Genomic DNA, 25,796 nt, shown 5'->3' with positions numbered 1-25,796 from the left:
ATGCAGAGGGCTGGCAATGGCTGACACAATGATACCCGGGCACGCCGCAGGGGATACCCGGGCACTGGAACAAGGCTTTCAGGATGGCCTGATCGCCCGTGCGTTGCCAGCCTGGCTGCGTAACATCAGGGTGGCAGGCGAGCTCACGCAGGCTCGGGCGATGCCGATGAGCCTGACCCCGACACAACTGGCGGCGCTGCTCGAAGCCCTGAAAACCAGCTTGCACGGCTGGCAGCGTCTGACGCTTGAACTGCAGCGGATCAAAGACATCACGCAGTTCTGCAAACCACTGCTCGAACGCGCGCTGAACGATGAACTCGGCTATCCGGTCGACAGTGACGGGCTGCACCTTCGGCATCATTACTTCAGTATTTCGCCCGAGCCTGACCACCCCTTCGGCCGTTTGCCCCAGCAGCAGCAGGGGAGCTATGACGTGCCACTGCTGACCGCCGCGCTGGCGAATTTTACCGAGGTCGAAGCACGGGGTGATGGGCTGCCGCGCCATGACCGACTGGTTGATCGCGGCGGTGCCGCCTTTACGCCGATGACGGCGGCCGCGTTTGCCCGTTGTTGCCGCAGGCTGGACCTTGGTGGGCGGTATCAGCAACACCTGGATGGGGTTCTGTCGCCGGCGGCGAACGCTACGGCAAGTGGCTACGAAGTGACGTCGTCGCTGCAAGGGCTGCTGCGCTCGTCGATGTTGATCGACGCCTGCCGCGCCCGGAGCGAAGGGGGCCTGACAGCGGACGATCTTGAATGGGTGCTTGGGTTGTGCCGTGAGGGGCGCCCTGGCACCGTTGCCGGGCTGGAGGCTCGCGTCCGGCAGTTGACGGTGTACGGTTGCAGGCTCGAGCAGGTCGTCGTGCTCGACATCATCGATAACTTCGTCGGCTTCAAGTCCAGCAGGCGGCTGCTGGTTTATATCCCGGATGACCCGGTCAGCCCGTGGAACATCGCCACCGACCTGGACGCTTTCGTTCGCCGGACCTTGAGCAAGCGCTTGGCCGGGCAACCCTATCAACAGTTTTTCAGCCGTTTCGTACGCCGCCGTGATCGCCCGGGGTTCTTTGCGCGGGTCGGCAACGAGTTGATGGATGTTGCCGAGTGGGCATCGCGTGACATGGACCAGCACATGGCAGATTATCCGCTGCCGTTGTTCCCCCATCTGGCGCAGGCGTGGGTCGACCAGGTCAAGGACGACGCGGCATTCATTGCCGTGCCGGTCGCCCAGGTGGACAGCGAGGTCGAGCAGACGCGGCAGGATCGGCTGTTGAATGCCGCGTGGATGATCGCCGGTGTGGTGGGGTTGTTCGTGCCGGGGCTGAACAACTTGTTGGTGGCGGCAGCCGGCTGGGGTTTGCTCAAGGAGGTGTTTCATGCTGTCGAGGCCTGGCGTGAGGGTGACTGCCGGGCGGCGCTGGACCATGTGCTGGATGTGGCCAGGCAAGTGGTAGAGCTGGGCATCACGGCGGTAGTGATGCGCACGGTCAGCCGCCAATGGAGCCTGGTTGACCCCTTGCTGACGGCGCGCCTGGAGGGCGGTGGCGAAAAACTCTGGCAGTTCGACCTGCAGCCGTTTCGCAGTACGCCACCCCCCGTTCAGGCCATCGTCGATACGTTGGGGGTTTACCGCCTGGCAGGGCGGTCCTGGGTCAAGCTGGAGGGGGCTTTTTTCGAGGTGCTGCAACGCGCCGATGGCGAATGGCAGATCAAACCGGTGCAGGGCCACGGGCCGCTATTGCGGCACAACGACGCCGGGGCGTGGCGCGTGTGGTGCGAACAACCCGTGGAATGGGACGATGTGCCGCGCATGTTCAATCGGCTGGGGGGCGCGTTCAGCACGCTGCCTGCCGAACAGGCCGACGCGGTCATGGCGATACATGGTATCGATGCCGACCATTTGCGCGGGTTGCATGTCTGCAACCAGGCGCCGGACGCCTGCCTGGTGGATACGGTCAGCCGTGTGGCGTTGACCAATCGCATCCAGCGCCTGGTCGACCAGTTGCGTAGTGGCGAAGGAGTGGAGGATGACGCGCTGCTGGCCAGGGTCCGGCGCTGGGGCAGCGGTGCGGCGCTGACGGACGGGGCGTTGGCCGAGCTGGTCTGGAGCCGGCGTTACTCGCTGCTGGAGCAACTGTATTACGAGCAGTACCCGGTGACTGCCGATACCCAGGTGTTGCGACGGGATTTCCCCAGCCTGCACCAGCTGGCTGCCGAACAGGTGCTGGGGGCTGCCAGTCATGAAGCGGGCTACCATGCTGCCGAGCTGGCAAGGCGTATCCGCAGTGTACGTGTACGTGAATCGCTGCTGTTCGAGCTGCCGCAGAATCTTGACACAGCCCGTGTGGTGCTGGCGGTAGTCGGACAACTGCCGGGCGCAGATGCCGGGCCGCGTTGGCGGTTGTTCGATGGCAGCGCCTTGCAACCCTTGGCCAGCAGCGAGGGCGGTGGACAAGAAGTGCATGTGCGCTTTGCGCATGGGCTGTTCCAGCTGGAGGATCCGGCTGGCAAGGCGTCAGGTTCGGCCAGCAGTATTTTCGAAGCGCTCAGCCTGGCCAGCAGCACTGAGTATCGCCAGGCGCTGGGGCTGGGTGAGCCGTTCGCCCAGCGTTTGCGCATGGCAGTTGCGCAGCGGGTGATGACCGGGCAGCGGGTCATTGCTGATGCACTCAACATGAAGCGCCCGGTCGGGCTTTTCCTGCCGCCGCAGCGGCTCGATCAGCACCGCATCGGTTACCCGTTGTCTGGCTGGCGCAATTGGCTGGGGCCTGGCCGGCAAGGGGTACGCAACCTTGCTGCCGAGCTGCGTGACCTCTACCCCGGGTTCAGTGACGAGCAGATTGACGAATGGCTGGCCACCCTGCGCCGTTCCAACACCGAACCTGCCGCGCAACTGTCGGCATTGAAGCAACAGTTGAAGACACTGAGCCGGCAGTTGCGAAGCTGGAAGCGGGCTACACCCAAGCTGTGGGCCTGGACGTCGCGTGGCGAATTTGCCCGCGGGCTGATCGATTGCTGGCGGCACCTGCTGCCCAGGGCGCTTTCCAATGTCGGTACCACCTATGCATTTAGATCGTTTGCCAGCAACCTTGATGAGCTACCCGTCATCCCCGCCGGCGTCGATTTTTCCCATGTGTCTGACATTTCGCTGCGGGCCCTGCAGTTGCGCAGGGTCCCCGATGACTTCCTGCACGCCTTCAGTACGCTGACTAGCCTGAGTGTGACCCACTGCCGGCTGCGCAGCCTGCCCATAGCGGCCGGGCTGGCCGAGCGCCTGGAGGTGCTTGATCTGTCCGGCAACCAGATTCGTCTGGATGGTCGCGCCACTGACCTGCTGGCCCGGTGCAGTTCGCTGGTGTACCTGAACCTGTCGGATAACCCCTTGCGGCGAAGCTTTTCGCTGCAGCAGATGCAGCACTTGCGGGTGCTGATGCTCAGCAATAGTGAGCTGGACGACGTACCTGAGGGCCTCATGCAGGCGGCGGCGCTGCATACCCTTGACCTTGGCGGCAACCGTATACGCACGTTGCCTTTCGCCTTCTACCGGTCGGCATTGTGGCTGAACCGCCGGGTGAGGCTGGCTGGCAACCCACTGCAGGAGGCGCAGAACGTGTGGAATGACGTAACGGATGAAGCCTTGCCCACCCGCTTGCATTGGCTTGATCTGGTCAACGCCACAGAGCGTGATCGCCTGGCCAACACGTGGGATACGTTGCAGGCCGACAGGCGTTCGGAGCACTTCTTTCATTTGCTGAAAAGGCTCGCCTCGTCTGCGGATACCCGCACCGAGATCCTGGCCCGTTATCTGGCACTGCGCGTGCAACGAATGATCAGCTACATGAGTGAACGCCCTGCATTGCAGGCAGAACTGTACGCGCACTCGCTGACCGAAGATTGCCAGGACAACGCCACCTTGCGCTTCAGTGACCTGGAGGTGAGGGTTAAGGTCTGGAAAGCGTTGCATGCACAAGGCACGGAAGACCGCCAGCGGGCGCTGCTGAGCGTCGGCGCCCAGTGCTGGCGCCTGGAAACACTCGATGAACTGGCCGCGTTGCATGCCATTCGCAACGGTAACCCCGAAGAGTCGCTGGAATATGCCTTGGCCTATCGCCTGGGGCTGGTCGAGCAACTGGACCTGCCGATCGAGCACGATGAAATGCTCAACCCCGGGGTTGCCGCGCTAAGCGCACACGACCTTGCCCGCGCCGCGCGTGACGTGCGCCGCTTGCAGACAGTCGATGCACTGGTGGATTTCCTGCTCAGGCAGCGCTACTGGGCCGAGTACCTGGCGCAAACCTACGAGACCTTGCTGCGCGTGCCGCAATCGATGCACGATGAGCTGGAGGCGCTGGACGCGCGCGGTGCTGCACTGCCGGAGTACGACCAGTTGCAAGCGCGCACGCAGCAACGCCTGTTGAACATGCAGCGGCATCTGACACGTGAGGCTATCGCCAAGTCGCTGGCTGCCGTGGCATTGCGCCCGCCGCTGCCTCTGGGTTGAAGCGCGGTACCCGCGCTTGAGCGGTGGGTGCGGTAATTAACTACCCTACTGCCGGTCGGCGTTTCCCTTACCGTCGAGCCTTTGTATCAGACAGAGGTTCGACAAGGTGACCCGCCCCACGTCAGATCAACCGCCACGTGTCGATGTGCTCGCCATGGAGCAGGCCTATCAGGACAGCCTGATCGTCACGCGCCTGCCCAAGTGGCTGCGGCAGCTGCGCATTGTGTCACCGACCCAGCAGCACATCCCGGTCAATGGCCTGTATGAAGCGCAGCACGAAGCCTTGCGCAATGCCCTCAGGCACAGCCTGGCCTGTCGCCAGTGGCTCAAAGGCGAGCTGGCACGTATCGAGGGTATTGACAGTTTTGCCAGGCCATTGCTGCAACAGGCGGTGCGTGAAACCGCGGGCGCCGGGTACGACAGCAATCACCTGTATTTGCGCAGCTGGTACACCCGCACTGCCTACAAGCAGGGTATTTCCTGGGGGCGCCACCCGCTGAAGGAAAAAGACTATTTCGACGTCCCGCTGATCGAGGCGGCGCTGAGCAATTTTACCGAAGGCGAGAGCCGGAATGAGCAGCCCAAGGACAACTGTATCATCGACAACCAGTGGCGATGCGTGGGCTCGCTCAGCGCCCCGGCATTCGCCCGCCTGTGTCGACAGCTGGACCTCGGCGGACGCTATCAGCGGCATCTGGACAGCATCCTCGAGGCGCCCGCCAGCCAGGCCGGAGGCTGGCAGGACATGACCTCGACCCTGGCCCGGCTGTACCGCTCGGTCATGCTGATCGATGCGTGCAAGGCCAAGAGCGAGGGTGTGCTCAGCGGCGCAGAACTGCAGCTGGTGCTGGAGCTGTGCAACGAAGGCCGGCCAGGTACGTTCTACGAGTCCAAGGTAGTGGCTCGGCAACTGCAGGCATTCGGCAGCCCCCTGCAGCAGATCGTGGTGCTTGAAGTGCTGCACGAAGGGTGGCTGTTCAATGCCAGCCGCCGGATCATCGTCTATATACCGGGTGACCCCAACGGCCCCTGGAGCGTGGCTGCAGACCTGGAAACCTTCATTCGCAAGGTCTTGGGCAAACGACTGCGCAGCGCCGACTACCAGACGTTCTTCACCCGCTTTGTCAGGCGACGGGACAGCCGGCAGTTTTTCTCCTGCGTGGCCAGCCAACTGGTAGACGTGGTGGATACGGCGACGCGAGAGATGGACCAGCATCTGCTGGACTATCCGCTGCCGCTGTTCGACCACCTTGCCTCGGCACGCATCGCGCATATCAAGGACGACGCCGCAGTCATAGCCGTGCCCGTTGCAGACATGGACCGCCAAGAGCAAGCGGCACACGACAAGCGCATGGCTGCCGTGGCCTGGACATTGAGCAGTGTGGCAGGCGTGTTCATTCCCGCGCTGAACGCCGTATTGCTGGCCGTCATGGTCTGGGACCTGCTGGGTGAGCTGTTCCATGCTGTGGAGGACTGGCGTGAGGGCGACAGTGACGCCGCCATGGACCACTTGCTCAACGTCACCCGCGAGCTGGCGTTCATAGGTGCCACTGCGGTGATCTGGCGCGAAGCGAGCCGGGCCTGGGCCGCTGTGGATAGCTGGGTGCCGGCGCGTCTGGACGACAGCACACAGAAACTCTGGAACGGCGACTTGCAGCCTTACCGCAGCGTGGCACCACCTGTGGGCAGTGTGGCTGATGCGCAAGGGGTCTACCGTGCTCAAGGCAGGAGCTGGATCACCCTGGACGGGCATTGCTACGAAGCCATGCAAGGCGCCGAGGGCGAATGGCAGCTCAAGCCACACCGTGGTCATGCACCTGCCTTGCGCCACAATGGCGCCGGCGCATGGCGGCTGTGGAGCGAGCAGCCGGCCAGCTGGACTGACCGCCACTGGATGTTCCGCCGGCTCGGCGAACGCTTCGCCCGCCTGGACAATCAACAGATCGACCAGGCCATGGCCATGCATGGGCTGGACACGGATAACCTGCGGGCTCTGCATGTGTATGGCCGGCCACCGGATGCAGAAGTGTTCGACACGCTGGATAGGTTGTTGATCGACAGTCGCATTCAGGCCTTGCTTGATAGCCTGACGGCTGGGCGGTGGCCTGATGATCAGGCGTTGTTGCTCAAAGCCCGGGCATTGCCAGGCGTGACTGAACAGGCAGGGCCGGAACTGATCGCGCAGATTTCGCTGAAACGGCGTCAGTTTTTCCAGCAGTTGTACAACGAACAGCAAGCACCTGAAGACGCGCCGTTGACGACGTTGCGCCGCGCGTTCCCCAGCCTGCACCGGGCGGCCGCGGCTGAGCTGGTAAAGGGCCTGGCCGTGGAAGGGAAAGACTACCGCGCATTGATCCAGGGCACCGTGCCGTTTCGCATGGTCGACAAGGCCAGGCTGACCGCACTGCGTATACGCGTTGCCCGGGCTTGCGAGGCATTGTTCATCGATACGCCCCAGACCCTTGACCTCGCCAAGGCTGCGCTGACTTTGCTGCAGAGCCTGGACGCAAGGGCGGTGAGGCCCCGTTGGCGCCTGTACGATGGCGATGCACCCAGGCCGGTATTCGTCACCGAGGGTGGCGGGTTGACCTTCAGGCTGGTGCATAAGTCAGGGTTGTTCGAGCTTGAAGATGCCCTGGGGGTCGACCTGGCTGGCCCTGGGGAGCTGTTTGCAACCCTGCGCGCTGCGCTCGATAGTGCAGACTTCACCGCCATGGGCATCAATGAACCCGGCCCGCAAAGCCTGCGTCGGTCCTTGGCAGGGCAGGTAAGTGGTCGAACCGACCTGGTTGCACAGGTGCTCGGCAAGAATAACCAGCAACCTTGGCTGCTGACACCCACGCGGTTGGCTGATGGCAGAGTAGGTTATCCGCTGGGCGGTATCCTGGGGCGTCTTGCCCGCCCGTTGGCACGGCCGCGTGCGTTTGCTGCCCGGCTGCGCGACCTGTACCCAGCCTACAGTGAAGAGCAAATCAATGCCTGGCTTGTCAGCTTGCATGCGGCAGGGCGTGATACCGAGCGTGAACTGGGCATGCTCGAACAGCAGGCACGTCAGTTGGAAAGGCAGTTGAGGAACTGGGAGTGGCAAGGAACGCTTGCCAGCGAAAAGGCCGAGCGCAAGCGGTTTCGCAAGGCGCTGATGCTGTGCTGGCGGGAGTTGATTCCCTATCGGGACATGGCGCAAACGGGGAGGTTGGCCACGGCATGGCATTACACCGGTTATGAGTTGCGCTCATTGCCCGAGCTAGGGGCAGCATTCAACTTTCCACATGTTACAGAACTGTCCCTCGGCAGTTTGCTGCTGACGGCGGTACCGGATGGTTTTCTGCGATGTTTTCCCAATCTGGTGACATTGGGGCTCAGCAGCAACTTCCTGCAACGTTTGCCGGCAGGCTTGAGCGAGCTTGGCAGTTTGCGGATTCTGGACCTTTCTGACAACAGGATAGCGCTTGACCGCACTCAGGCAGATGTTCTCGGGTTCTGCAGCCAACTGCGCTACCTGAACCTGTCGAACAACAACCTGTACACCGGGTTTTCCGTCAGCCGCATGCCGCACTTGATGGAGCTGCGTTTACGCGATACCGGTCTGGCTGCAATTCCGACAGGCTTGTTGAATTGTTCGGAGCTGTACTTGCTGGATGCCGCAAACAATCGCCTGACCTCCCTGCCAACCGGTTTCGTTCAGTCGCGCTTATGGCAAACGGGTTACGTGCAGTTATCGGGCAATCCACTTCCAGTGCACCAGACGGCTGAAATGCAGGCTGACTGGAATATCCCCAGGACCAGCCTGGTGCCACTCAGGCTGCGTTGGCTGGATCGGCTTGAGGGCATACAGCGTGAAGGATTGGCAGGCGTCTGGATCTGCGTCGAGCAGATGGATGGCTCCAGCAATTTCCTGGGCCTGTTATCACAGCTCACTCAGTCACGTGACTTCAAACACCCACGTTACGGTGAAATCCTTGCGATTCGAGTGTTCGAGCTGATGGAGAGCATGCAGGACGTGCCGCAGTTGGCAGAGGAGATCTTCTCCAGTGCGCTGATCGAGCACTGTGCCGACAACGCTACGGTGGTGTTTGGGCAACTGGAAATCCGCAAACTGGTTTGGCAGGCGGAACGCGCGGCGCCGGACGCTGATCAGGAAGGTGCTCTGGTGAAGCTCGCCCGACAGCTGTGGCGGCAGGGGCAGGTCGACCTGATTGCCTTGCACGAGGCCAATGCTGCAGGCGTTCGCAAAGAGTCGATCGAATGGGCGCTGGCCTATTCGATCCGTCTGAGGGACGTGCTGGCGTTGCCGGGCAATGTGCATGGCATGCTCCATGAAGGCATTCCGAATCTGAGCGATGATGCAGTTGCCAACGTGCGTGACCGCATAAGGGAAAGCGAAACAGCGGAAACCCTGTCGGTGTGGATGGTCGAACAACCGTTTTGGCGCCGCTACATGGAACAGCGCTATGCCCGCGAGCTGGAGGTGCCTGAGCATTTGCAGAACCAACTGCAGCCCGATGCCGACGAGCAGGCCGCTGCGGCATTGATGGTGCAGATAAGACAGTGGACCGAGCAGACTGAATTGCAACTGACTGCTGCGGCTTTGCAGCGGTGGGTGTGAGCGCATTGGACTATGCTCACGTTACCAGCGCGTGTGGAGCCTGCCACGGTTTGCGAGGGAGTGGCGATGACCGGTAATGGCCGGTTACTTTTCGTTGAACCGTTGATGCCCCGGGTGGTTTACGCTCGCTTGTCGGATCTTTCTCCCTGATCTGTAGTCTTCTGGTTTATCGAGAGAATAAGGAGATACGCATGCTCGTCCGGTCACTGACCCTCGCCGCCTTGCTCGCTGTTACAGCGCCTGTTTTTGCTGCCGACAGTGATGCGCCCCTGGCCAAGGAATTGGGCAAGGCCAGGCCATTGGTTGTGATTGCCCCAAGCTCCGCCGACCCGACTTTGCGCGGTTTGAACAAGGCGCTTGAAGACCCGGCCACCCAGGCGAAATTCAAGGAGCGCAACCTGGTTTTGTACAGCGTGGCGCAAATGATGGGTAAACGGGAAGACAAGAATCTTGAGCAGCAGACCACCATGGCCCTGATTCGCGAATTGAAACTTGGCGCGAGCAAGGGCACCAAGGTGATTCTGGTAGGCAAGGACGGGGAGCGGCATATCCTCAAGGATGACGAAGACAACACTGCCCTCGATCCAGAGGTGATTTTCAAGGCGGTCGATGATCTGCCTGCCAGCGAAAAAGCGGTAGCGGCGCCCGAGCCTGTGGCAGCAGCACCGGAAACCAAGGCCAAGGACAGCAAGCCGGCCAAACCTGCAAAGCCGGCTGCACCGCCCAAGCCGCTGGAAGACTGAGTGTGGGTAACGGCCCCAGGGTCACCTGGGGCCAACTGCCCGTAGCGGTGTATCTCACTGTACGATGGCAAACTCTCGCGTGATGAGTTCCTTGCCGTGGCCAAGGACCGCGCGGGCGACTTCGACAAGATCGACAGCAACCATGATGGTTTCATCTCCGAACAGGAAGCGGCAGATCATCTGAAGGCCATTTACCAGGCTAACGGCAAAGCCATGCCTGAGGGCTTGTTCAGCCACCTGGCCGGTAAATCCTGACCTGCTGACCCATGAAATGCCGCAACGCCCCTCCTGCTGGTCAGGCGGGGCGTTGTGCCTGTTGCGGAGACTGTTCATGCACCTTATCCGTTGCACACCGGGCTAGGCCTGCGCCGCGGTTTACCGCGAGTTGCTCTATGGCGCCATCGAAGAGCTGCTGGCTGGCAGCTTCCCGGTAATGCGCCAGGCGCTGAGGGACCGCGCAGGCTTTTCAAATTTCGAGCAAGACAGTTACTTCCACAGGAGATATGCGATCACCTGTGGGAGCGGCCTTGTGTCGCGGTAGGGCTGCGCAGCAGCCCCAGTAATTTCAGCTGTAGAGCCGCGTCCTCAGCCAGTGATCCAGGCTCAGGCGCCCAGCCCCCTTGAGCAGCAGCGGCAGCAATGCCACCAGGTAGATCAGTGGCAGCTTGTAGTTGCCAAAGCCCTGGTCGGTAATCGCATACCCCTGCGCCAGCTCGGCCAGGCTCGACCAGTGCGCAGGCCAATGCACGGCCGCAATCGCCACCACGGTCACCACCATCAAACCCAACGATGCCAGCCGGGTACCCAGGCCAAGCAACAGCAACAGCGGCAGGATCAGCTCCGCCCACATCGACAGCTGCCAGTTCAGTTCGGCGGGCAGCTGGTTGAACGGGAACGGGAAGCTCGATTGCAGGTCGGCAAACCAGTTGCTGCCATTGAGTTTCTCCAGGCCGGACTCGAAAAATTCCCAGGCCAGAAACAGCCGTAACGGCAGGTCGGCGCTCCAGCTACCGAAGCGGTCGAAGTGGGTCAGGGTGCGGGTCATGCTGGTCATGTGTGGTTCTCCGTTCAGGTAGGCATTCAGGAAAGGGCCTGGGCGCTGCGGCGTTGCTGGCGGGCCAGCTTGGCGGTGAGCTTGACGGCGATGGCGCTGAACATCAGCGCGAACGCCAGCGGGTACCAGCCACCCATGGCGATGCGTTTGTAGAAAGACAGGCAGAACACGCCAGCCAGCACCCACATGCCAGTGCTGTGCAGGGCCCGCCAGGCTCTGCCGCCCAGCAGGCGCATGGGCGCCTTGAACGAGGTCACGGTGAGCAGTAGCAGGAACAGGTAGCCGATGCTGCCGGGCAGGCTGGAGGTGAGTGTGCGACCGGCCCAGAACAGCTCGGGGAATTGCTGGGCGTAGCGATAGATCAACAGGCCATGCACGGTGTGCGAAAAGGCAAATGCCAGGCCCAGGTAGCGGCGCTCCTGGAGGATGCGCCGGCCGACGGTGCCAGGCAGCAGGGTCACCAATGACGAGGCCAGGAACGCCAGCAGGAACAATGCAAAGGAGCTGCGCGCGGTGGCACGGATGGCGCTGCGCAAGCCGTCCGGGTCAGGTTGGCTGGCGAGGACCACGGCGGTTATCACCAGGGTCAGGCCGGCGAGGGCGGCGAACAGTTTCCAGCCAGAGGGCAGGGCGAGGGCTTTCATCAGAGGGGCTCCCGGGGTGTGGTTGTGTGACCGGGAGTGTGTAGGGGCGGGGTATCTGCAGTGTGTCGGGGTGGGTGTGGTTGTGTATCGGTTTGTACTGATACTTGAAGTCTCGCCTGTTTTTTGTGGGAGCGGCCTTGTGTCGCGATTGGGCTGCAAAGCAGCCCCAGGTTTTCAGCTTTGCAGCATAGATTGCTGGGGCCGCCTTGCGGCCCTATCGCGACGCAAGGCCGCTCCCACAAAGTGTCACTACAATTCGATCTGTGCGCACAGACCACCGCTTTTGCGGTTGCTCAGGGTCAACCGGCCGCCCATGGCCTGGATCAACTGGTGGGCAATCGCCAGCCCCAGCCCGGTACCACCTGTGCTGCGATTGCGTGAGCCTTCAACCCGGTAGAACGGTTTGAGCACTTCATCCAACTCGCCACCCGGTATCCCTGGCCCATTGTCGAGCACACGGATCACCGTCGTGCTGCCCTCGCGGCACACCTCCAGCTCGGCAGCACCCGCGAACTTGAGGGCATTGTCGACCAGGTTCACCAGCACCCGGCGCAGGGCATGCGGGCGGGTTTCCAGCAGGCTGCCGCTGCTGCCATGGCGCTCGACCTGCGCGCCGCTGTCCTGGTAATCGAACACCAGGCTGTCGAGGAAGGCATCGAGGTTGACCCGGCACGGGGCCTCGGTGCTGGTGTCCATGCTGCGGGCATAGGCCACGCCTTCGCGCACCAGGTGTTCCATTTCACCCAGGTCGTTCCACAGTTTGTCCTTTTCGACCCCGTCGTCCATCACTTCGACACGCAGTTTCATGCGGGTAATCGGGGTTTGCAGGTCGTGGGAGATGGCCGCCAGCAACTGCATGCGCTCTTTGAGGTGGGCAGCAATGCGCGCCTGCAGGGCATTGAAGGCCACGGCAGCGTAGCGCACCTCGCGCGGGCCGCTTTCATCCAGCTGGACGCCGGGTTTGTCCGGGTCGAGGTTGTCCACTGCATGGGCAAGGCGGGTGAGCGGGCCGATGGCCAGGCGCACCGCAAGCCAGGTGCACAACAACAGCAAGGACAGCTGGATAAGCAATACCACGGGTAGCCAGCGGGCCACCGGGACCGGTGATGGTGTTACGTCGATGGTCAATGGCGCGCCATCGGCCAGGTTCAGGCGGGCCTGAAAGTGCGCATTTGGCCCGGGGATTTCCTGGAAGGTCAGGTGATAGTCGCTGCCGATGGCCTTTACGATCGACTCGGCGGCCATGGGTGGGTCGCTGCTGGGCATCGCTTCGCCCGCCAGGCCCTGGTCCAGGCGGTAGCGGTAGGTACGCCGTTCCAGGCGCGGTAGCCAGGCGGCACGTTCGGCCGCGGGCAGGCGGTTGAGGATGGCCACTGAAGTGGCCACGTCCTGCTCCAGGTTGCTGAGCATCATCGAGCGGCTGCTGATGTAGCGCTCGTAAGCCTGCAGGCCAAACGACAGGCCATAGGCCAGCACCAGGCCGGTGAAGAAGATCAGCGCCAGGCGCGAGGCCAGAGTGCGTGGCCACTTCATGACGGCGACTCGAGCAATTGCACCGGCAGCGAGAACACATAGCCTTCACTGCGCACGGTCTTGATGCAGCTGGCCTCGCGGGCGTCATCGCCCAGGCGCTGGCGCAGGCGGCTGACCAGCAGGTCGATGGAACGGTCGAAAATGTCGGCCTCGCGGCCTTGGGTCAGGTTTAGCAGCTGTTCCCGGCTGAGCACGCGCTGCGGGTGGTCGAGGAACACCCGTAACAGGCGGTATTCGGCGCCGCTCAGGGCCACCAGGGTGCCTTCGCTGTCAAGCAGGTGGCGCGCGGTGGTGTCCAGGCGCCACTGGCCGAAGCCGAGCAGGCGGCTGCTTTCGCTGATGGTCAGGTTGGGCGGCAGCATGCGCGTGCGGCGCAACACCGCGTTGATGCGGGCGAGCAGTTCGCGGGCAGAGAATGGCTTGGTCAGGTAATCGTCGGCACCCATTTCCAGGCCGATGATGCGGTCGGTTTCGTCGTTGCGGGCGGTCAGCATCAGCACCGGGGTGTTGCGATGCTTGCCAGCGCGCAGCTCACGGCACAGCAGCAGGCCGTCGTCGCCGGGCATCATGATGTCGAGCACGATCAGGTCGACGCTGTTGGCTTCGAGGAAGGCGCGCATCTGCCGGCCGTCGGCGACGATGCTGGTGCGCAGGCCGTTCTTCTTCAGGTAGTTACCGACCAGTTCGCGAATCTCGCGGTCGTCGTCGACAACCAGGATGTGATCGACGTGTTCCATGCGCAGCGTTCCTGTGTAAAGGGTGGTTGGGTGCAGTGTACCGAGTGCGCGCGCGCTTGCCTGCGGGGCTTTGTATTGCAGTGTATCTGGCGCAGAAGTAGCAGCAGGTACAAGGGGCTGAATCTGATTGTTGACTTTGCGTGCTCTCAAGCACATTCATGATTCTGGAGTCATCTATTTGAGGTGAGATCATGGCGCAAACCGATGTTCTCATTGTTGGGGCTGGCCCGACCGGGCTGGTTCTGGCGCTTTGGCTCACCAGGCAAGGCGTTTGCGTAAGGGTCGTCGACAAGAGCAGTGGGCCAGGCGAAGCTTCACGCGCCATGGCTGTTCAAGCCCGCACGCTAGAGCTCTATCGCCAGCTCGACATGGCCGAGGCAGTGATAGATGCCGGCTATAAAACACCTGCCATGAACATGTGGGCACGAGGCCACCACCGAGCGCGTATCCCCTTGGTCGATGCAGGCAGAGAGGTTTGTGCATATCCCTTTGTGTTGATTTATCCCCAAGATTGCCATGAGCGCTTGCTGGTGCAGAAGCTCCAGTCATTCGGCGTGGACGTCGAATGGCAGACTGAACTGCTGGCCTTCGAAGAGGGTGATAGCCATGTCTCTGCCCTCCTGAAACATGCTGATGGGCGAGAAGAGCGCTGCACTGCGGCTTACCTGGCGGGATGCGATGGCGCTCGGTCGCTCATTCGGCATCAGATCGGCAGCGGTTTTGAGGGCGGCACCTACAAACAGCTTTTCTATGTCGCGGATGTCAGGGTCACTGGCGTCGAGCCTGCGGGTGAGGCACATATCGCTTTTGACAAGTCCGACTTTGTGCTGCTCTTGTGCTACGGCGAAAAAGACCAGTACCGCCTGATTGGCACCGTGCGTGATGAGCGCGCCGAGCACCCTGAGCATCTGACGTTCACGGACGTTGGCCATGACGCCATTAACGGGTTGAACCTCCAGATTAACGATGTGAACTGGTTTTCCACCTACCGTGTTCATCATCGTGTCACGGATCATTTCCGCCGTGGCAGAGCGTTTCTGCTCGGCGATGCTGCGCATGTTCATAGTCCGGCCGGTGGCCAGGGCATGAACACCGGCATTCTGGACGCGATCAACCTGGCCTGGAAGTTGGCAGCGGTGGTAAAAGGCAGGGCGCCCGATACATTACTCGACAGCTACCAGATTGAACGCCAGGCATTTGCCCGCACGCTGGTGGAGACAACTGACAAACTGTTCACGTTTGTTACCGCTCAGGGTGGATTTGCCGACTTTGTACGCACCCGCATCGCGCCGATCTTCGCCAGCGTTGCGTACAAGAGCGAAAACGTCCGCGAGTACCTGTTCCGGGTGGTTTCGCAAACCACCCTGAATTACCACGACAGCCCGCTGAGCCAGGGTAAGGCCGGTGAGGTTCAGGGTGGTGATCGCTTGCCTTGGCTGCCTGGGGGCACGACAGACAACTACGCTTCACTGGCAGCCATTCAGTGGCAAGTGCATGTTTACGGTGAAGCCAAGGCAGAATTGTCTCGGTGGTGCACAAAGCATGGCATTGCACTGCATGTTTTCGCTTGGGCGCATGCGTACGAGAAGGCCGGTGTTGCCAGAAATGCTACTTACCTGTTGCGGCCTGACACTTATGTCGCGCTGGCTGATCCTGAGGGGGAAGCATCCACCTTGAGCCGATATTTTGAGCAGCACGGGGTTGTACTGCCACCTTGAGGCACCGGTTTCGCGGCCTCCAAGGGAGAGGCAGCGATTGTGCCTTCGGTCAAAAGTGACCAAGTACCCACTTTTTAACGGCTGGCGTGTCATTTATGTTTCCATCGAAAACATAGTGCGGGTCATAACTTTGATTGTTTCCCCGCACGCGTCCTCTCCAGACTTTCAAGGGCAGCCAGAACTGGGCCCCACTTGGCAAGGCCTGAGAGCCAATATCGATATACAACGTGTCACCACTCGTGGATAACCCGAAATGGATCGTTCCAGGAACGGCCAGAACCGCATCTGCAAAATCCAGACAGGCACTTGCACAGAATGAATCCGTCACCAGCACAAGCTGACCTTTGAATGTTTTTGGCTGGGAGTCCTTAAAACGGTCTTGATTGAGCGCAGACGTATCCGGCTGTCTTAACCAGTCTTCCTTCTTCACAAGCGCAGCGCTCATTGACTCACGCATAACTGAAACAAACTTGTAGGCATCGCTGTTCTTACCATAATCGCTTTCCATGCTGGCCAAGGCGCTATTCAGTGTTGCCAGCGCAAGGGGAGAGACCCGCCACATTGCATACGAACGGGAGGATTGACCGAGGCTCAGCGCCTGAAGTGGTTGAGGCTCGGTTGGAGGCAAAGGAGCAGGCCACGCCGTTGCAACACTGAGTATTCCACCTTTCATGGAGACGACTGAATGCTGGGGCCGCTTCGCGGCCCATCGCCAGCAAGCGCGGCTCCCACAGTTTTGGTGCAGGCCTGGAAGCTGGTGATGTTCCTGTGGGAGCTGGCTTGCCGGTGATGAGGCCTGCACTGACTACACAAGCCTTGGATCAAGGTCAGCTATGGGTCGATTGTAGCCGTTCACGACTGACCGCTTCCGACCCATGGCAGCCATTCGCGAAGGGCGAATGCCGGCCAGAAGCAGGCATTCTGCTCCAACGTTACACCCAGCGCACCGCAGTAGATCTTTTGTGGATCCCCGCGATCTGTCTGAAGGATTGGTCAGATCCAACCATCTGACTTCTACACAATATTGATACTCATCATGTTCGGAAGCTGTCGACAAGCACCTGTAGGTGGCCTGCGTGTCTATCAAGTGATTCGCAAGCGCCTAGGGTAGTACGAAGGTTTGCTACTACCTCATCGTTGAGATTGTTGATCTCATTCACGTCGAGATTCAACGCATCCACAACGGACGTTTGCTCCTCAGTTGCGCTGGCGACAGACTGGTTAACGCCGTCAATTTCCTCAATGAGCTGAGCTACCATGGTAATCAATGCACCCGCTTTATTCGCGATCTCAACGCTGTGCTCGCTGAACTGCTGGCTTTCTGTCATAACCTGTACGGCATCTTGAGCACCAACCTGTAGTTCCTCGATCATCCTCTGTATCTCCAGTGCTGAGCCCTGGGTACGATGTGCCAAACTGCGTACCTCGTCGGCTACGACCGCAAAACCTCTCCCAGCTTCTCCTGCTCGTGCAGCTTCAATCGCAGCATTCAGTGCTAGGAGGTTGGTCTGTTCAGAGATCCCTTTGATAACCTCTAGGATATGACCAATATCCACGGTCTTACTATTTAGTAGCGAGATTTTATTGCATGAGTTTCGAATTTTTGTCGACAGGTCACTGATTGAACCTATTGTACTGGTTACCGTTAGATTGCTTTCATTGGCTAAATTTCTCGCTGTAGTGACTTGCTGTGAAGCCTCCGCTGCATTTCTTGCTATCTCTTGAGTGGCAGCGCCGAGCTGATTGATCGCAGCGGCTACGCTTGTGGTGCGATAGGACTGATTGTCTGAGTTCTCCATAGACGAATTTGAAGCATCGAGCACCTGCCGGGCGACTTCATTCATAGTAACTGTTGCGTTAGATGTTTGCTTGATAGAATCATGAATTCTATGTATAAATTGGTTGAATGACTTTGCGAGTCGCCCAAACTCATCATTGGACTTAACTGCTAAACGCATCGTCAGGTCACCGTCCCCTTGAGCAATGTCGTGCATCGCATTATTCATTTCCCGAATGGGCTTTATTAGCATCCGAATGACTATCCCCAGCAAAACTATAATGCCAATCACAGAGATAATAGTGGCAATTAGCGCGGAGCTTCTGAAGTCTTGCAAAGCTTGATAGGCCAGTTTTTTGTCGATTGAGACACCCACTGACCACTGGAGTGACGGAATTCCTTTGACTGGCGCAAAGCTAATCACTCTGACTTTGCCATCTTCGGTAACTTCGTTGAGCTGACTGCTAATGGAGGGGACTGCGCCTGAGTAAATGTCACGCAGGCTTTTGGTCATTTGCTTTTTATTCGGGTGTACAAGAATTTGCCCATTTTTGTCGACCAGAAACGCATATCCAATGCCACCAAAGTCCAGTGAGTTGATTATTTTTACCAGCGCATCGAGGCTTAGGTCGCCTCCTACCACACCTTGGCCTTCGACAGGGGAGGCGATAGTCATTACCAGGTCATTGGTGTTGCTATCAACGTAAGGGGCTGTTAGCACTGTTCCCTTTTGTTCTTGAGCGAGCTTGTACCATGGGCGAGCACGGGGATCGTAGCCAGATGTCATGGCTTTGTCGGGATCGATAGTGAAGCTTCCGTCCGCCTTACCGAAATACGTAAAATCGAAGGCACTGCGGATGGCTCTGAGCCCTAGAGCACGGCGAATGTCTTGGGCTGATTGAGCTGCGGCCAAATTTTCGGATGCGGACTCAACGAGTAAGATTCGGCCAGTAAGCCAATTAGAGATGTTGCTTGCAGTCAGCATGCTCATATCATGCAAGCTGGCGTCAATGTTATTTGAAATTGACTTTTTCTGAAGCTGGTCGTTATAAAATGTGAAGATTAAAAAAGCTGTAATTACTACCAGTGACGCGGCGGTCAGAATTTTTTGGCTGAAATTGAAATTCTTCACCATTTCTTATTTCCTAGCAAGTGCATAGGGTTCTGGCAAGCCCTGACGCCGTCTGCAATAGCGTTTCTGGTGTGGCCATCTATTGCTTAATTGGTTTTGGTTAGTTAAAACAAAAAAGCCAATGCAACCCACTAGCGGTGCGTGGCCGCTGGCGGGTGCATTGGCAGAAATAGTTACTTCAGGAACGTTTCGGCGTAAGCGAACAGCCCTACGTATCCACCAGTGTGAAGGAAGACAATGGTATCCGTCTTGGAGAACCGGCCTTGCTCGACAAGATCAATCAAACCGCTCATGGCTTTCCCGGTGTAAACAGGGTCGAGCAAAATCGCTTCTTCGCGAGCCAGACGGGATATCGCGGCTAGCCCAGCTTCGGTGGGAATGCCGTACGACGCCCCCACATAACCATCCTCGACTTTGACAGCTTCTGCGTCGTAGGCATCACCTGCGCCAATCAGGTCAAGTGTCTCGATGGTCTGCTTCTTCACCAGATCAGATTGGCCTTGGAGAGTGCCCATGATGCTGATACCGGTTACCTGGGTTTTGCTTTTAAGAGCCAGGAAGCCAGCGAGCAGTCCGGCATGGGTGCCTGCACTGCCAGTAGTTACAACTACGTGGTCAATGTTGATGCCCATTTCGTCTGCCTGTTGCGACAGCTCTTCGGCACATGCCACATAGCCGAGGTTACCGACGGCGGTCGAGCCGCCCATGGGCACTACATATGGGACCAGGTCCTGCATCTCCAGCACGCTGACCTGTTGCTGAACCATCTCTGCCATGTTGGTGCCAGCTGGGTAGGTTTTGACTTCGGCTCCAAACAGATCAGTCAGCAGCCGGTTACCGTTCCGCTGATAGGCCTCAGTAGGTACATCCACTTTGTCTTCAAGCAGAGCGATGCAACGCAAGCCCATTTTCGCGGCAGCAGCTGCTGTCTGACGGACGTGGTTGGATTGGATGGCACCAGTTGTCAGGAGGTGAGTAGCGCCTTTCGAAATCGCATCTGCGACAAGATATTCGAGCTTACGACCTTTATTGCCACCGGTAGCGAAGCCAGAGCAGTCTTCTCGCTTGATGTAGATCTTGGGCCCGCCCAAGCTGCGGGTGAGATTAGGCAGGAACTCCAGTGGCGTGCGCTCGTGGCACAACCGTACACGCGTTTTATCGACAAGCATTGTGTTTACTCCGGCGTTTGAAAAAATCGGTCCTCACCTGGTCCGACTTATGACTGTGGTGGCTTAACACGGATGAAAAGTAAGCTTGGGTCAGGGCGGTGTGCTGGCTCGCTGTACCGCCCCTAGAGGCTTCACTTGGCCCTCTTAAGAGGCCTGTGGCAGAACGCTCCCTGTGAAAGGGGAGCGAATGTCAGAAAGGAATCGCTGAGCCCTGGGGTGCTCTGGTTTGCGGAAGAATTCTTCGGGTTTGCCGCTCTCCAGGATTGCGCCCTGATCCATAAAGATCACTCGGTCGGCCACTTCACGAGCAAAGCCCATCTCGTGGGTAACGCACACCATGGTCATGCCCTCTTTAGCCAGCGATTTCATCGCGAGAAGCACTTCACCAACCATTTCCGGATCGAGCGCCGATGTGGGCTCGTCAAACAGCATGACTGGAGGTTTCATCGCGAGGGCACGAGCGATGGCCACTCGCTGCTGTTGGCCTCCGGACATCTCGCCTGGGTAGGCGTTTGCTTTGTGGGCCAGGCCTACGCGGTCGAGCAGGCTCATTGCTAACTCATTGGCTTCTGCCGCTCCCAGCTTTCTGATTCGACGGGGAGCCAGAGTACAGTTCTGCAAAACCGTCAGGTGAGGGAACAAGTTGAATTGCTGGAAGACGAAGCCGATGTGGCTGCGGAGGGTGTTTACGCTTGTCCCTTTTCCATAGATGTCGATGCCATCTACGTAGATCTTGCCGTCTTGAATCGCTTCCAGGCGATTCAGAGTGCGGATCATTGTGGATTTGCCAGAGCCTGATGGGCCGCAAACAACCACAACTTCGCCTTTGGAAACTGTTTCGTTCACGTTGACCAGTGCGTGGTAATCGCCATACCACTTGTTTACGTTTTCAAGCTTGATCATGGGACTATACCTTCACAGTACGGACAGCGAGACGTCTTTCCAGCCAGTACGCAAAACGCGTCAGCCCGAAACACAGAACGAAATAAGTTGCGCCCAGCATTGCGTAAATTTCTATCGGTTTGCTTGGCAGCAGGTTGTTGATTTGCGATGCCACGAAGGATATTTCTGTCAGGCTGATGATGTAGCCCAACGAGGTTTCCTTGATGGTAGAGACGAACTGGTTCACCAGCGACGGCAGCATGTTTCTGAAGGCTTGGGGTAGAACCACCAGAACCATCGCGGATAGGTACGAGAAGCCCAGAGAGCGAGCACACTCCATTTGCCCTTTGGGCAGGCCCAAAATGCCTGCACGAACAATCTCCGCGATGTAGACCGCATCGAAAATCACCAGGGCCGCGAGCATGGTTGTGAACTGGCTGGTCTGCTGTCCGGTGATCGTAGGGAGCAGGAAATAAGCCCAGAAGATAACCATCAACAGCGGAGTACCCCTGATGATGTATGCGATAGCGGTAACGGGTATACGCAGCCACTTGTAGGGACTAATCCGGCAGAAGGCCAGTGCCACCCCTACGGGAATTGCCATGATGAGCGCGAGTGACGCCAGGATGAGGGTGAGTAGCAGCCCGCCAAGAGGGCCATTGGGGTACTGGCCAACCAAGAAATACGTGCCATAGGTTTGAAGGATATCCAACATTTCAGATGCTCCGAACCGGATAACGCAGTTGATACAAGTGGGACAGGCCCGTGATGATCAACGAGATCGTGACGTAAGCTGCCGTAGCAAACGCGAATGACTCGAAGCCTTTGAACGTTGCGCTCTCAACCTGCTGGGCCTGGTACATAAGCTCGGCAACGCCGATAACCATCGCGATACTGGTGTTTTTCCAGAGATTCAGCGTCTGGTTGATGAGAGGCGGCACGGTTACTCGTAGCGACTGCGGGAGAATGACCAACCGCATGGTGCTCAAGAAGCCGAAGCCAAGAGTCCGGCCAGCTTCCATTTGTTCTTTAGGTATCGCCCTCAAGCCGCTTCGGATGTCTTCCGACATGTAGGCTGCGGTATAAAGGACCAGAGCGATCACTGCACTCGCAGCCTCAAAATTCCGGTCGTATAACCAGTTTCTGAGCGATTCTGGCAAGAACTCAGGTGCAGCAAAGTACCAAAACAACATGTGTGCCAAGAGCGGGACATTCCGAATCGCCTCGACGTACAGGATTGCTACTCCCCGCAGCGGCGCAAAGGGGGTAATGCGAAATACGGCAATCGTAATTGCTAGAGGCACGGCTAGTAACAAAGTGATAAAAGCCAGTTCAATGGAGAGGAATACCCCGTTGAGAAGCCATTCATGGTACTGGCCAGACAACAGCATTGAAATATCGAAGTTATTCATGTTTCGACCCGAGGCCCGGCCGAAGCCGGGCATTGGTGGTAGTTAATTGATCGAAGAGGACTCAATTTTGAATGGGCGACTTGCGTATTTCATTTTGGTGTCTGGGCCAAACCATTTCATAAACAACTGCTCAGCTTTCCCGGATTTCTCCAGGTCGAGCAAAACATCGTCCACAAGGCCTTTCATCGCTGGCTCATTTTTCCGAACCCCAAGCGCGATATATTCGGTCGAGAGGTTTTCAGAGAGAATCACAAACTTACTTCCTTCGTCCCCCAGGCTTGCCATGCTTTTAACCAGGGTCGACTCGTCGTTCACGAATGCAACGCCCTTACCCTGTTTCAGAGCCAGAAGTGCCTGAGGTGCTGTATCGAAGGAGATGATTTGTGCGTCAGGGACCGCGTCACGGATATTCTGCTCCATAGTGGTCCCTTTCACGGTCACGACACGCTTACCCGCTAGTTGGGAGATATGCTCAATGCCACTAGAGCGTTTGGTCATGATTTTTGCTCCGCCCACAAAGGTGGAGACGGAGAAGTCGATCAGTTCTTCACGCTCTTTCGTGTGGGTTAGCGTGGCAGCAAGGAGGTCGACTCGACCTTGTTGCAGCTCTGGAATCCGAGCTGCAACAGCCAGCTGCTTCACGGATGCCTTAACACCGATCTTATCGGCTACAGCCTGGCACAGGTCCACGTCATAGCCGACGATTTGGCGGGTTGAGGGATCACCAATGAAGCTAAATGGCTCATCTGTGCCGAGAACGCCACATACCAGCTCGCCCTTGGCTTTGATATCACTCAGTTGATCTGCATGAGCACTGAAGTTGAAACCGCACGCAACGATCAGGACTGCGGAAGTGATGCCTTTCTTAACTGCATGAATGTGTTTCATGGTTTTTTATCCTTATACGTTAGTGAAAGCACGGCAGATTTAAACGGCACTGAATGCCAGGGAGTCGATTTCTTATATGCCTCGTGAGGTTAAATGTTGTTAAAGCTTCGCAGCCGCTCGAAGCCTGATTGCAGATCTGCAATCAGGTCCTGAGGGTTTTCCAATCCGATATGCAAACGGAGCAATGGGCCTTGAGACTCCCATTTCGTTGCAGTTCGGTGGGGAGTTGGATTCGTGTGCAAGATGAGGCTCTCAAAGCCGCCCCAACTGAAGCCCATGCCGAAGAGTTCCATGCCATCGAGCATGGAGTGAACCGCCTTCTCATGAGTGTCGTAGAGCTGAACGCCGAACAACCCACATGCTCCGGTGAAGTCACGCTTCCAGAGGTCATGGCCCGGTGCACCAGGAAGGGCCGGATAAAGAATCTGTGCCACCTCTGGTTGTGCCTGGAGCCAGTCTGCAACGATCATCGCATTTCGTTGGTGCCGCTCCAGGCGCGTAGACAGCGTTCTCAGTCCTCTCAGAGCCAGGTAGGCGTCATCAGCACTGACTGTGAGACCGAGTTGCTTGTAGTAACCTCGGACTTGGGGGAATAGGGCCTCAGTGGTCATGATCACGCCCATCAGCACATCGGAATGACCGACGATGTACTTGGTGGCAGCGTGCACCGAAATGTCCACGCCATGCTTGAAAGAGGCGAAATTGACTGGTGTGCCCCAGGTATTGTCGAGGATCACGATGGCGTTGTGCGCATGCGCCACTTCAGCAATGGCTGGAATGTCCTGAATGTCGAAAGTGAGGGAGCCTGGCGACTCCACAAACACCACCCTCGTGTTAGGGCGAATCAGACCCGCGATATTCGCTCCAAGCGCTGGATCGTAGTACGTAGTCTCAATCCCGAAACGAGCCAAGGTTTCATCACAGAAGGAGCGAGTGGGATCGTAGACCGAGTCGGTCATCAGCAAATGATCACCGGGCTTCAGGCAAGCCATGAGCGAGGTGGTGACTGCCGACAAACCGCTTGGAGTCAGCATTGCACCGGATGCACCTTCCAGCTCCGCCAGCGCCATTTCAAGAGAGCGGGTCGTGGGGTTACCGTGGCGACCGTAGGTGTTAAGGGTGCCGTAGACTGATTTCAAATCACCTACGGTAGGAAAGAGAAGAGTAGAAGCTCTGTACACCGGAGTGTTGACTGTCCCACCAACTTGGTCATGGATGCGGCCAGAGTGAGCCAGCAATGTTTCCGAGTGCATTTTTTTGCGATCCATATCTTATCTCACTACCGGTTTGGTTTTCGTCACAGTTCAGAAAGCGCCGCATGCTAGGAGATTGATGCGCGATATCTGAAAGTTAATATGTCTGGGTAAATTTTTGCGCGCAGCAACCCAGCCTCAGAGGTGCGCGAGCGCTAGAGCTGAGGATTAGTTTCTGCTTTAGTTAAATCTTGATCGCTAAGGGGAGTACCTTAAGGTTAGGCCTTGGCAATACCAGGCAGGGAATGCGATCTGAAGAGAGGTGACTGCGCTCGGCATACCATTGATGGAATGCAAAAATGCAACAGGAGTAAAGAGAGATTGGCGATGTTTCATGACTGGCCTCGCTTTTATTATTTTGATAATGCCTTCTTGGCCAGGATTCCATGCCGCTCAACTTGGATTGTGTCCATTTCACTCCACTGTTTGCAGTCTACTCCGTGGCACTGAGAAATTTTTCCCATTTCACGCCTGCGAAATGCCTGTTTTAGGAAAATTTTTCTCCCTATGTGAAGCCGAGCTAAAAAGCAAAATATTGCCCTGGCAGTGTCGGTAGAAAATATTTCTAATTTATTGGTTTTTTTTAGGAAATGCAGACTCTCCACGTTGCGCGGAGTTATCTTGAGTAGTTGCATAGCGTAAGTTAGACGGGGAATCATTTTGTCTATAGACGCCACTATACAAAAAATTCAGAATGTGGGTACTGCATTTTTTTCAGTACGGTGTGAACGTTATGCATGATGCCCTGAGACGTTTGGATCTGAACCTTCTGATCGTTTTCGATGCCCTATACCGGCACAGAAGTGTTGTGGCGGCTGCGACTGAGCTGTCGCTGAGCCCATCTGCCTGTAGCCATGCGCTTTCGCGGTTACGAAGCTCCCTGATGGATGAGCTATTCATCCGAGCTGATAGCTCCATGCAGCCTACGGCAAAGGCCGACGAGGTTGCGATTGGGATCTCCCATGCCCTACAGATCCTAACGGAGAACCTTGGTACAGCGAGTGGGTTTGAACCCAGGACTGCATCTGAGACCTTCGTGTTCGCTGCAACGGACTTCACGGCGTACGCGTTGCTCCCCCTTTTGATTGCTCGCCTTGAGAAAGAAGCTCCAAAGCTGAAGACTAAGGTCGTGTATTCGACGCAACGAGACCCTTGGCGTGAGCTAGGAGAAGGAAAGGTTCACTTCGTCCTGGGTGTGTCTGACGAGTACAGCGCACCTTATGAGGGAATTGAGGAATTGACCTGCTTCAGCGATGACTACGTCGTAGTTGCTCGCCGTGGCCATCCGCGAATCAAGGATGAACTGACCCTCGAACGTTACCTAACCGAAAGGCATGTGGTTGTGATGCCTTGGAGCGATACAGGAAGCGTGATTTCAAGCAGCCTCAACAAGCAGGACGCTCATCGCGAGGTGGCTGTAGAGCTTCCCAGTGTGATGGCTGCCCCCTTCATTGTCGCCAATACGGACCTGCTTATCACCCTGCCTCGACGAGCTGCTGTGCAATTGAGCAGTGCGGCGCCGCTTGAAATTTACCAGGCTCCGTTTGAAACACCTAGGTATACGCTCAAGGTCTTCTACCATGTACGAAACGGGAGCAAGCCCGCAAGTAAATGGCTGCGTGAGCAGATGATGTTGGCTTTGGCTCAAGAATAGTATCGTGGGGGCTCAAAGGATAGATGCAAGTAAGGATTGTTTATAAAGTCAAGATGGATCTTGATAGGTGTAGAGGAAAGAACACCCAGTATC

At 57.9% G+C, this 25,796-nt stretch carries 17 protein-coding genes and 2 pseudogenes; 7 read left to right on the top strand and 12 right to left on the bottom strand.

Going from position 1 to position 25,796, the window contains the following annotated elements; all coding sequences use genetic code 11:
- Positions 1 to 16: 16 nt before the first annotated feature.
- From ABE456_RS12010 to ABE456_RS11990, 5 genes and pseudogenes are all read left to right on the top strand, one after another.
- A complete protein-coding gene (locus ABE456_RS12010) occupies positions 17 to 4,501 on the top strand; it encodes a DUF6543 domain-containing protein (protein WP_346644112.1) in 4,485 nt (1,494 codons plus the stop codon).
- Positions 4,502 to 4,607: 106 nt separating this feature from the next.
- Positions 4,608 to 9,107, top strand: a complete 4,500-nt coding sequence (locus tag ABE456_RS12005) for an NEL-type E3 ubiquitin ligase domain-containing protein (RefSeq protein ID WP_346644111.1) — start codon at positions 4,608 to 4,610, stop codon at positions 9,105 to 9,107.
- A 191-nt stretch (positions 9,108 to 9,298) separates the two neighbouring features.
- On the top strand, positions 9,299 to 9,850 hold the full coding sequence (locus ABE456_RS12000; protein ID WP_346644110.1) for a DUF4174 domain-containing protein: 552 nt from the start codon (positions 9,299 to 9,301) through the stop codon (positions 9,848 to 9,850).
- A gap of 60 nt (positions 9,851 to 9,910) precedes the next feature.
- Positions 9,911 to 10,105 (top strand): annotated as a pseudogene (locus ABE456_RS11995) (EF-hand domain-containing protein); the annotation flags it as partial.
- Positions 10,106 to 10,223: 118 nt separating this feature from the next.
- Positions 10,224 to 10,307: pseudogene (locus tag ABE456_RS11990) on the top strand (DUF2063 domain-containing protein); the annotation flags it as partial.
- Between the two features lie 108 nt (positions 10,308 to 10,415).
- Here the strand turns inward: ABE456_RS11990 and ABE456_RS11985 are convergent.
- The 4 genes from ABE456_RS11985 to ABE456_RS11970 form a co-directional block, all read right to left on the bottom strand.
- On the bottom strand, positions 10,416 to 10,904 hold the full coding sequence (locus tag ABE456_RS11985) for a DoxX family protein (protein WP_346644109.1): 489 nt from the start codon (positions 10,902 to 10,904) through the stop codon (positions 10,416 to 10,418).
- 26 nt (positions 10,905 to 10,930) lie between these two features.
- Entirely contained in the window at positions 10,931 to 11,548 is a 618-nt protein-coding gene (locus tag ABE456_RS11980) for a ferric reductase-like transmembrane domain-containing protein (protein WP_346644108.1), read from the bottom strand.
- A 249-nt stretch (positions 11,549 to 11,797) separates the two neighbouring features.
- Positions 11,798 to 13,081: a HAMP domain-containing sensor histidine kinase gene (locus ABE456_RS11975; protein WP_346644107.1), complete on the bottom strand. Its 1,284-nt coding sequence runs from the start codon at positions 13,079 to 13,081 to the stop codon at positions 11,798 to 11,800.
- Positions 13,078 to 13,818 (bottom strand): response regulator, encoded by a 741-nt coding sequence (locus tag ABE456_RS11970; RefSeq protein ID WP_346644106.1) that lies wholly within the window; start codon positions 13,816 to 13,818, stop codon positions 13,078 to 13,080. Before ABE456_RS11970 ends, ABE456_RS11975 begins: the two co-directional genes overlap by 4 nt.
- Before the next feature lie 191 nt (positions 13,819 to 14,009).
- Between ABE456_RS11970 and ABE456_RS11965 the strand changes: the two genes are divergently transcribed.
- Entirely contained in the window at positions 14,010 to 15,536 is a 1,527-nt protein-coding gene (locus tag ABE456_RS11965) for an FAD-dependent monooxygenase (protein ID WP_346644105.1), read from the top strand.
- A 49-nt stretch (positions 15,537 to 15,585) separates the two neighbouring features.
- Here ABE456_RS11965 and ABE456_RS11960 read toward each other — a convergent pair whose 3' ends face one another.
- The 8 genes from ABE456_RS11960 to metC form a co-directional block, all read right to left on the bottom strand.
- Positions 15,586 to 16,209, bottom strand: coding sequence for a hypothetical protein (locus tag ABE456_RS11960; protein ID WP_346644104.1), 624 nt, complete (start codon positions 16,207 to 16,209; stop codon positions 15,586 to 15,588).
- Between the two features lie 361 nt (positions 16,210 to 16,570).
- Positions 16,571 to 18,448 (bottom strand): methyl-accepting chemotaxis protein, encoded by a 1,878-nt coding sequence (locus tag ABE456_RS11955; protein WP_346644103.1) that lies wholly within the window; start codon positions 18,446 to 18,448, stop codon positions 16,571 to 16,573.
- Between the two features lie 170 nt (positions 18,449 to 18,618).
- Positions 18,619 to 19,614 (bottom strand): D-cysteine desulfhydrase, encoded by a 996-nt coding sequence (locus ABE456_RS11950; RefSeq protein ID WP_346644102.1) that lies wholly within the window; start codon positions 19,612 to 19,614, stop codon positions 18,619 to 18,621.
- A gap of 144 nt (positions 19,615 to 19,758) precedes the next feature.
- A complete protein-coding gene (locus ABE456_RS11945) occupies positions 19,759 to 20,517 on the bottom strand; it encodes an amino acid ABC transporter ATP-binding protein (RefSeq protein WP_346644101.1) in 759 nt (252 codons plus the stop codon).
- A 4-nt stretch (positions 20,518 to 20,521) separates the two neighbouring features.
- On the bottom strand, positions 20,522 to 21,211 hold the full coding sequence (locus ABE456_RS11940) for an amino acid ABC transporter permease (protein ID WP_346644100.1): 690 nt from the start codon (positions 21,209 to 21,211) through the stop codon (positions 20,522 to 20,524).
- A gap of 1 nt (position 21,212) precedes the next feature.
- Positions 21,213 to 21,908 (bottom strand): amino acid ABC transporter permease, encoded by a 696-nt coding sequence (locus tag ABE456_RS11935; protein ID WP_346644099.1) that lies wholly within the window; start codon positions 21,906 to 21,908, stop codon positions 21,213 to 21,215.
- A gap of 42 nt (positions 21,909 to 21,950) precedes the next feature.
- Positions 21,951 to 22,796 (bottom strand): ABC transporter substrate-binding protein, encoded by an 846-nt coding sequence (locus ABE456_RS11930; protein WP_346644098.1) that lies wholly within the window; start codon positions 22,794 to 22,796, stop codon positions 21,951 to 21,953.
- Between the two features lie 89 nt (positions 22,797 to 22,885).
- Positions 22,886 to 24,064 (bottom strand): cystathionine beta-lyase, encoded by a 1,179-nt coding sequence (metC, locus tag ABE456_RS11925; RefSeq protein ID WP_346644097.1) that lies wholly within the window; start codon positions 24,062 to 24,064, stop codon positions 22,886 to 22,888.
- A 718-nt stretch (positions 24,065 to 24,782) separates the two neighbouring features.
- Here metC and ABE456_RS11920 point away from each other — a divergent pair.
- The gene (locus ABE456_RS11920; protein ID WP_346644096.1) at positions 24,783 to 25,703 is read left to right on the top strand and encodes a LysR family transcriptional regulator; all 921 of its coding nucleotides are present in this window, start codon (positions 24,783 to 24,785) and stop codon (positions 25,701 to 25,703) included.
- Positions 25,704 to 25,796: the final 93 nt, after the last annotated feature.

Source organism: Pseudomonas sp. TWI929, from assembly GCF_039673335.1.
Taxonomy (GTDB): Bacteria; Pseudomonadota; Gammaproteobacteria; order Pseudomonadales; family Pseudomonadaceae; genus Aquipseudomonas.
The sequence above is the reverse complement of the archived record's forward strand: the minus strand, read 5'-3'. Positions and strand labels throughout refer to the sequence as shown.

What these genes read in the sequence shown, in the direction of transcription:
- ABE456_RS12010 (WP_346644112.1), top strand. Translation starts at nt 17, where the DNA reads ATGGCTGACACAATGATACCCGGGCACGCCGCAGGGGATACCCGGGCA.
- ABE456_RS11975 (WP_346644107.1), bottom strand. Translation starts at nt 13,081, where the DNA reads ATGAAGTGGCCACGCACTCTGGCCTCGCGCCTGGCGCTGATCTTCTTC.
- ABE456_RS11980 (WP_346644108.1), bottom strand. Translation starts at nt 11,548, where the DNA reads ATGAAAGCCCTCGCCCTGCCCTCTGGCTGGAAACTGTTCGCCGCCCTC.
- ABE456_RS11960 (WP_346644104.1), bottom strand. Translation starts at nt 16,209, where the DNA reads ATGAAAGGTGGAATACTCAGTGTTGCAACGGCGTGGCCTGCTCCTTTG.
- ABE456_RS11965 (WP_346644105.1), top strand. Translation starts at nt 14,010, where the DNA reads ATGGCGCAAACCGATGTTCTCATTGTTGGGGCTGGCCCGACCGGGCTG.
- metC (WP_346644097.1), bottom strand. Translation starts at nt 24,064, where the DNA reads ATGGATCGCAAAAAAATGCACTCGGAAACATTGCTGGCTCACTCTGGC.
- ABE456_RS11955 (WP_346644103.1), bottom strand. Translation starts at nt 18,448, where the DNA reads ATGGTGAAGAATTTCAATTTCAGCCAAAAAATTCTGACCGCCGCGTCA.
- ABE456_RS11935 (WP_346644099.1), bottom strand. Translation starts at nt 21,908, where the DNA reads ATGAATAACTTCGATATTTCAATGCTGTTGTCTGGCCAGTACCATGAA.
- ABE456_RS11970 (WP_346644106.1), bottom strand. Translation starts at nt 13,818, where the DNA reads ATGGAACACGTCGATCACATCCTGGTTGTCGACGACGACCGCGAGATT.
- ABE456_RS11930 (WP_346644098.1), bottom strand. Translation starts at nt 22,796, where the DNA reads ATGAAACACATTCATGCAGTTAAGAAAGGCATCACTTCCGCAGTCCTG.
- ABE456_RS12000 (WP_346644110.1), top strand. Translation starts at nt 9,299, where the DNA reads ATGCTCGTCCGGTCACTGACCCTCGCCGCCTTGCTCGCTGTTACAGCG.
- ABE456_RS11940 (WP_346644100.1), bottom strand. Translation starts at nt 21,211, where the DNA reads ATGTTGGATATCCTTCAAACCTATGGCACGTATTTCTTGGTTGGCCAG.
- ABE456_RS11985 (WP_346644109.1), bottom strand. Translation starts at nt 10,904, where the DNA reads ATGACCAGCATGACCCGCACCCTGACCCACTTCGACCGCTTCGGTAGC.
- ABE456_RS11920 (WP_346644096.1), top strand. Translation starts at nt 24,783, where the DNA reads ATGCATGATGCCCTGAGACGTTTGGATCTGAACCTTCTGATCGTTTTC.
- ABE456_RS11945 (WP_346644101.1), bottom strand. Translation starts at nt 20,517, where the DNA reads ATGATCAAGCTTGAAAACGTAAACAAGTGGTATGGCGATTACCACGCA.
- ABE456_RS11950 (WP_346644102.1), bottom strand. Translation starts at nt 19,614, where the DNA reads ATGCTTGTCGATAAAACGCGTGTACGGTTGTGCCACGAGCGCACGCCA.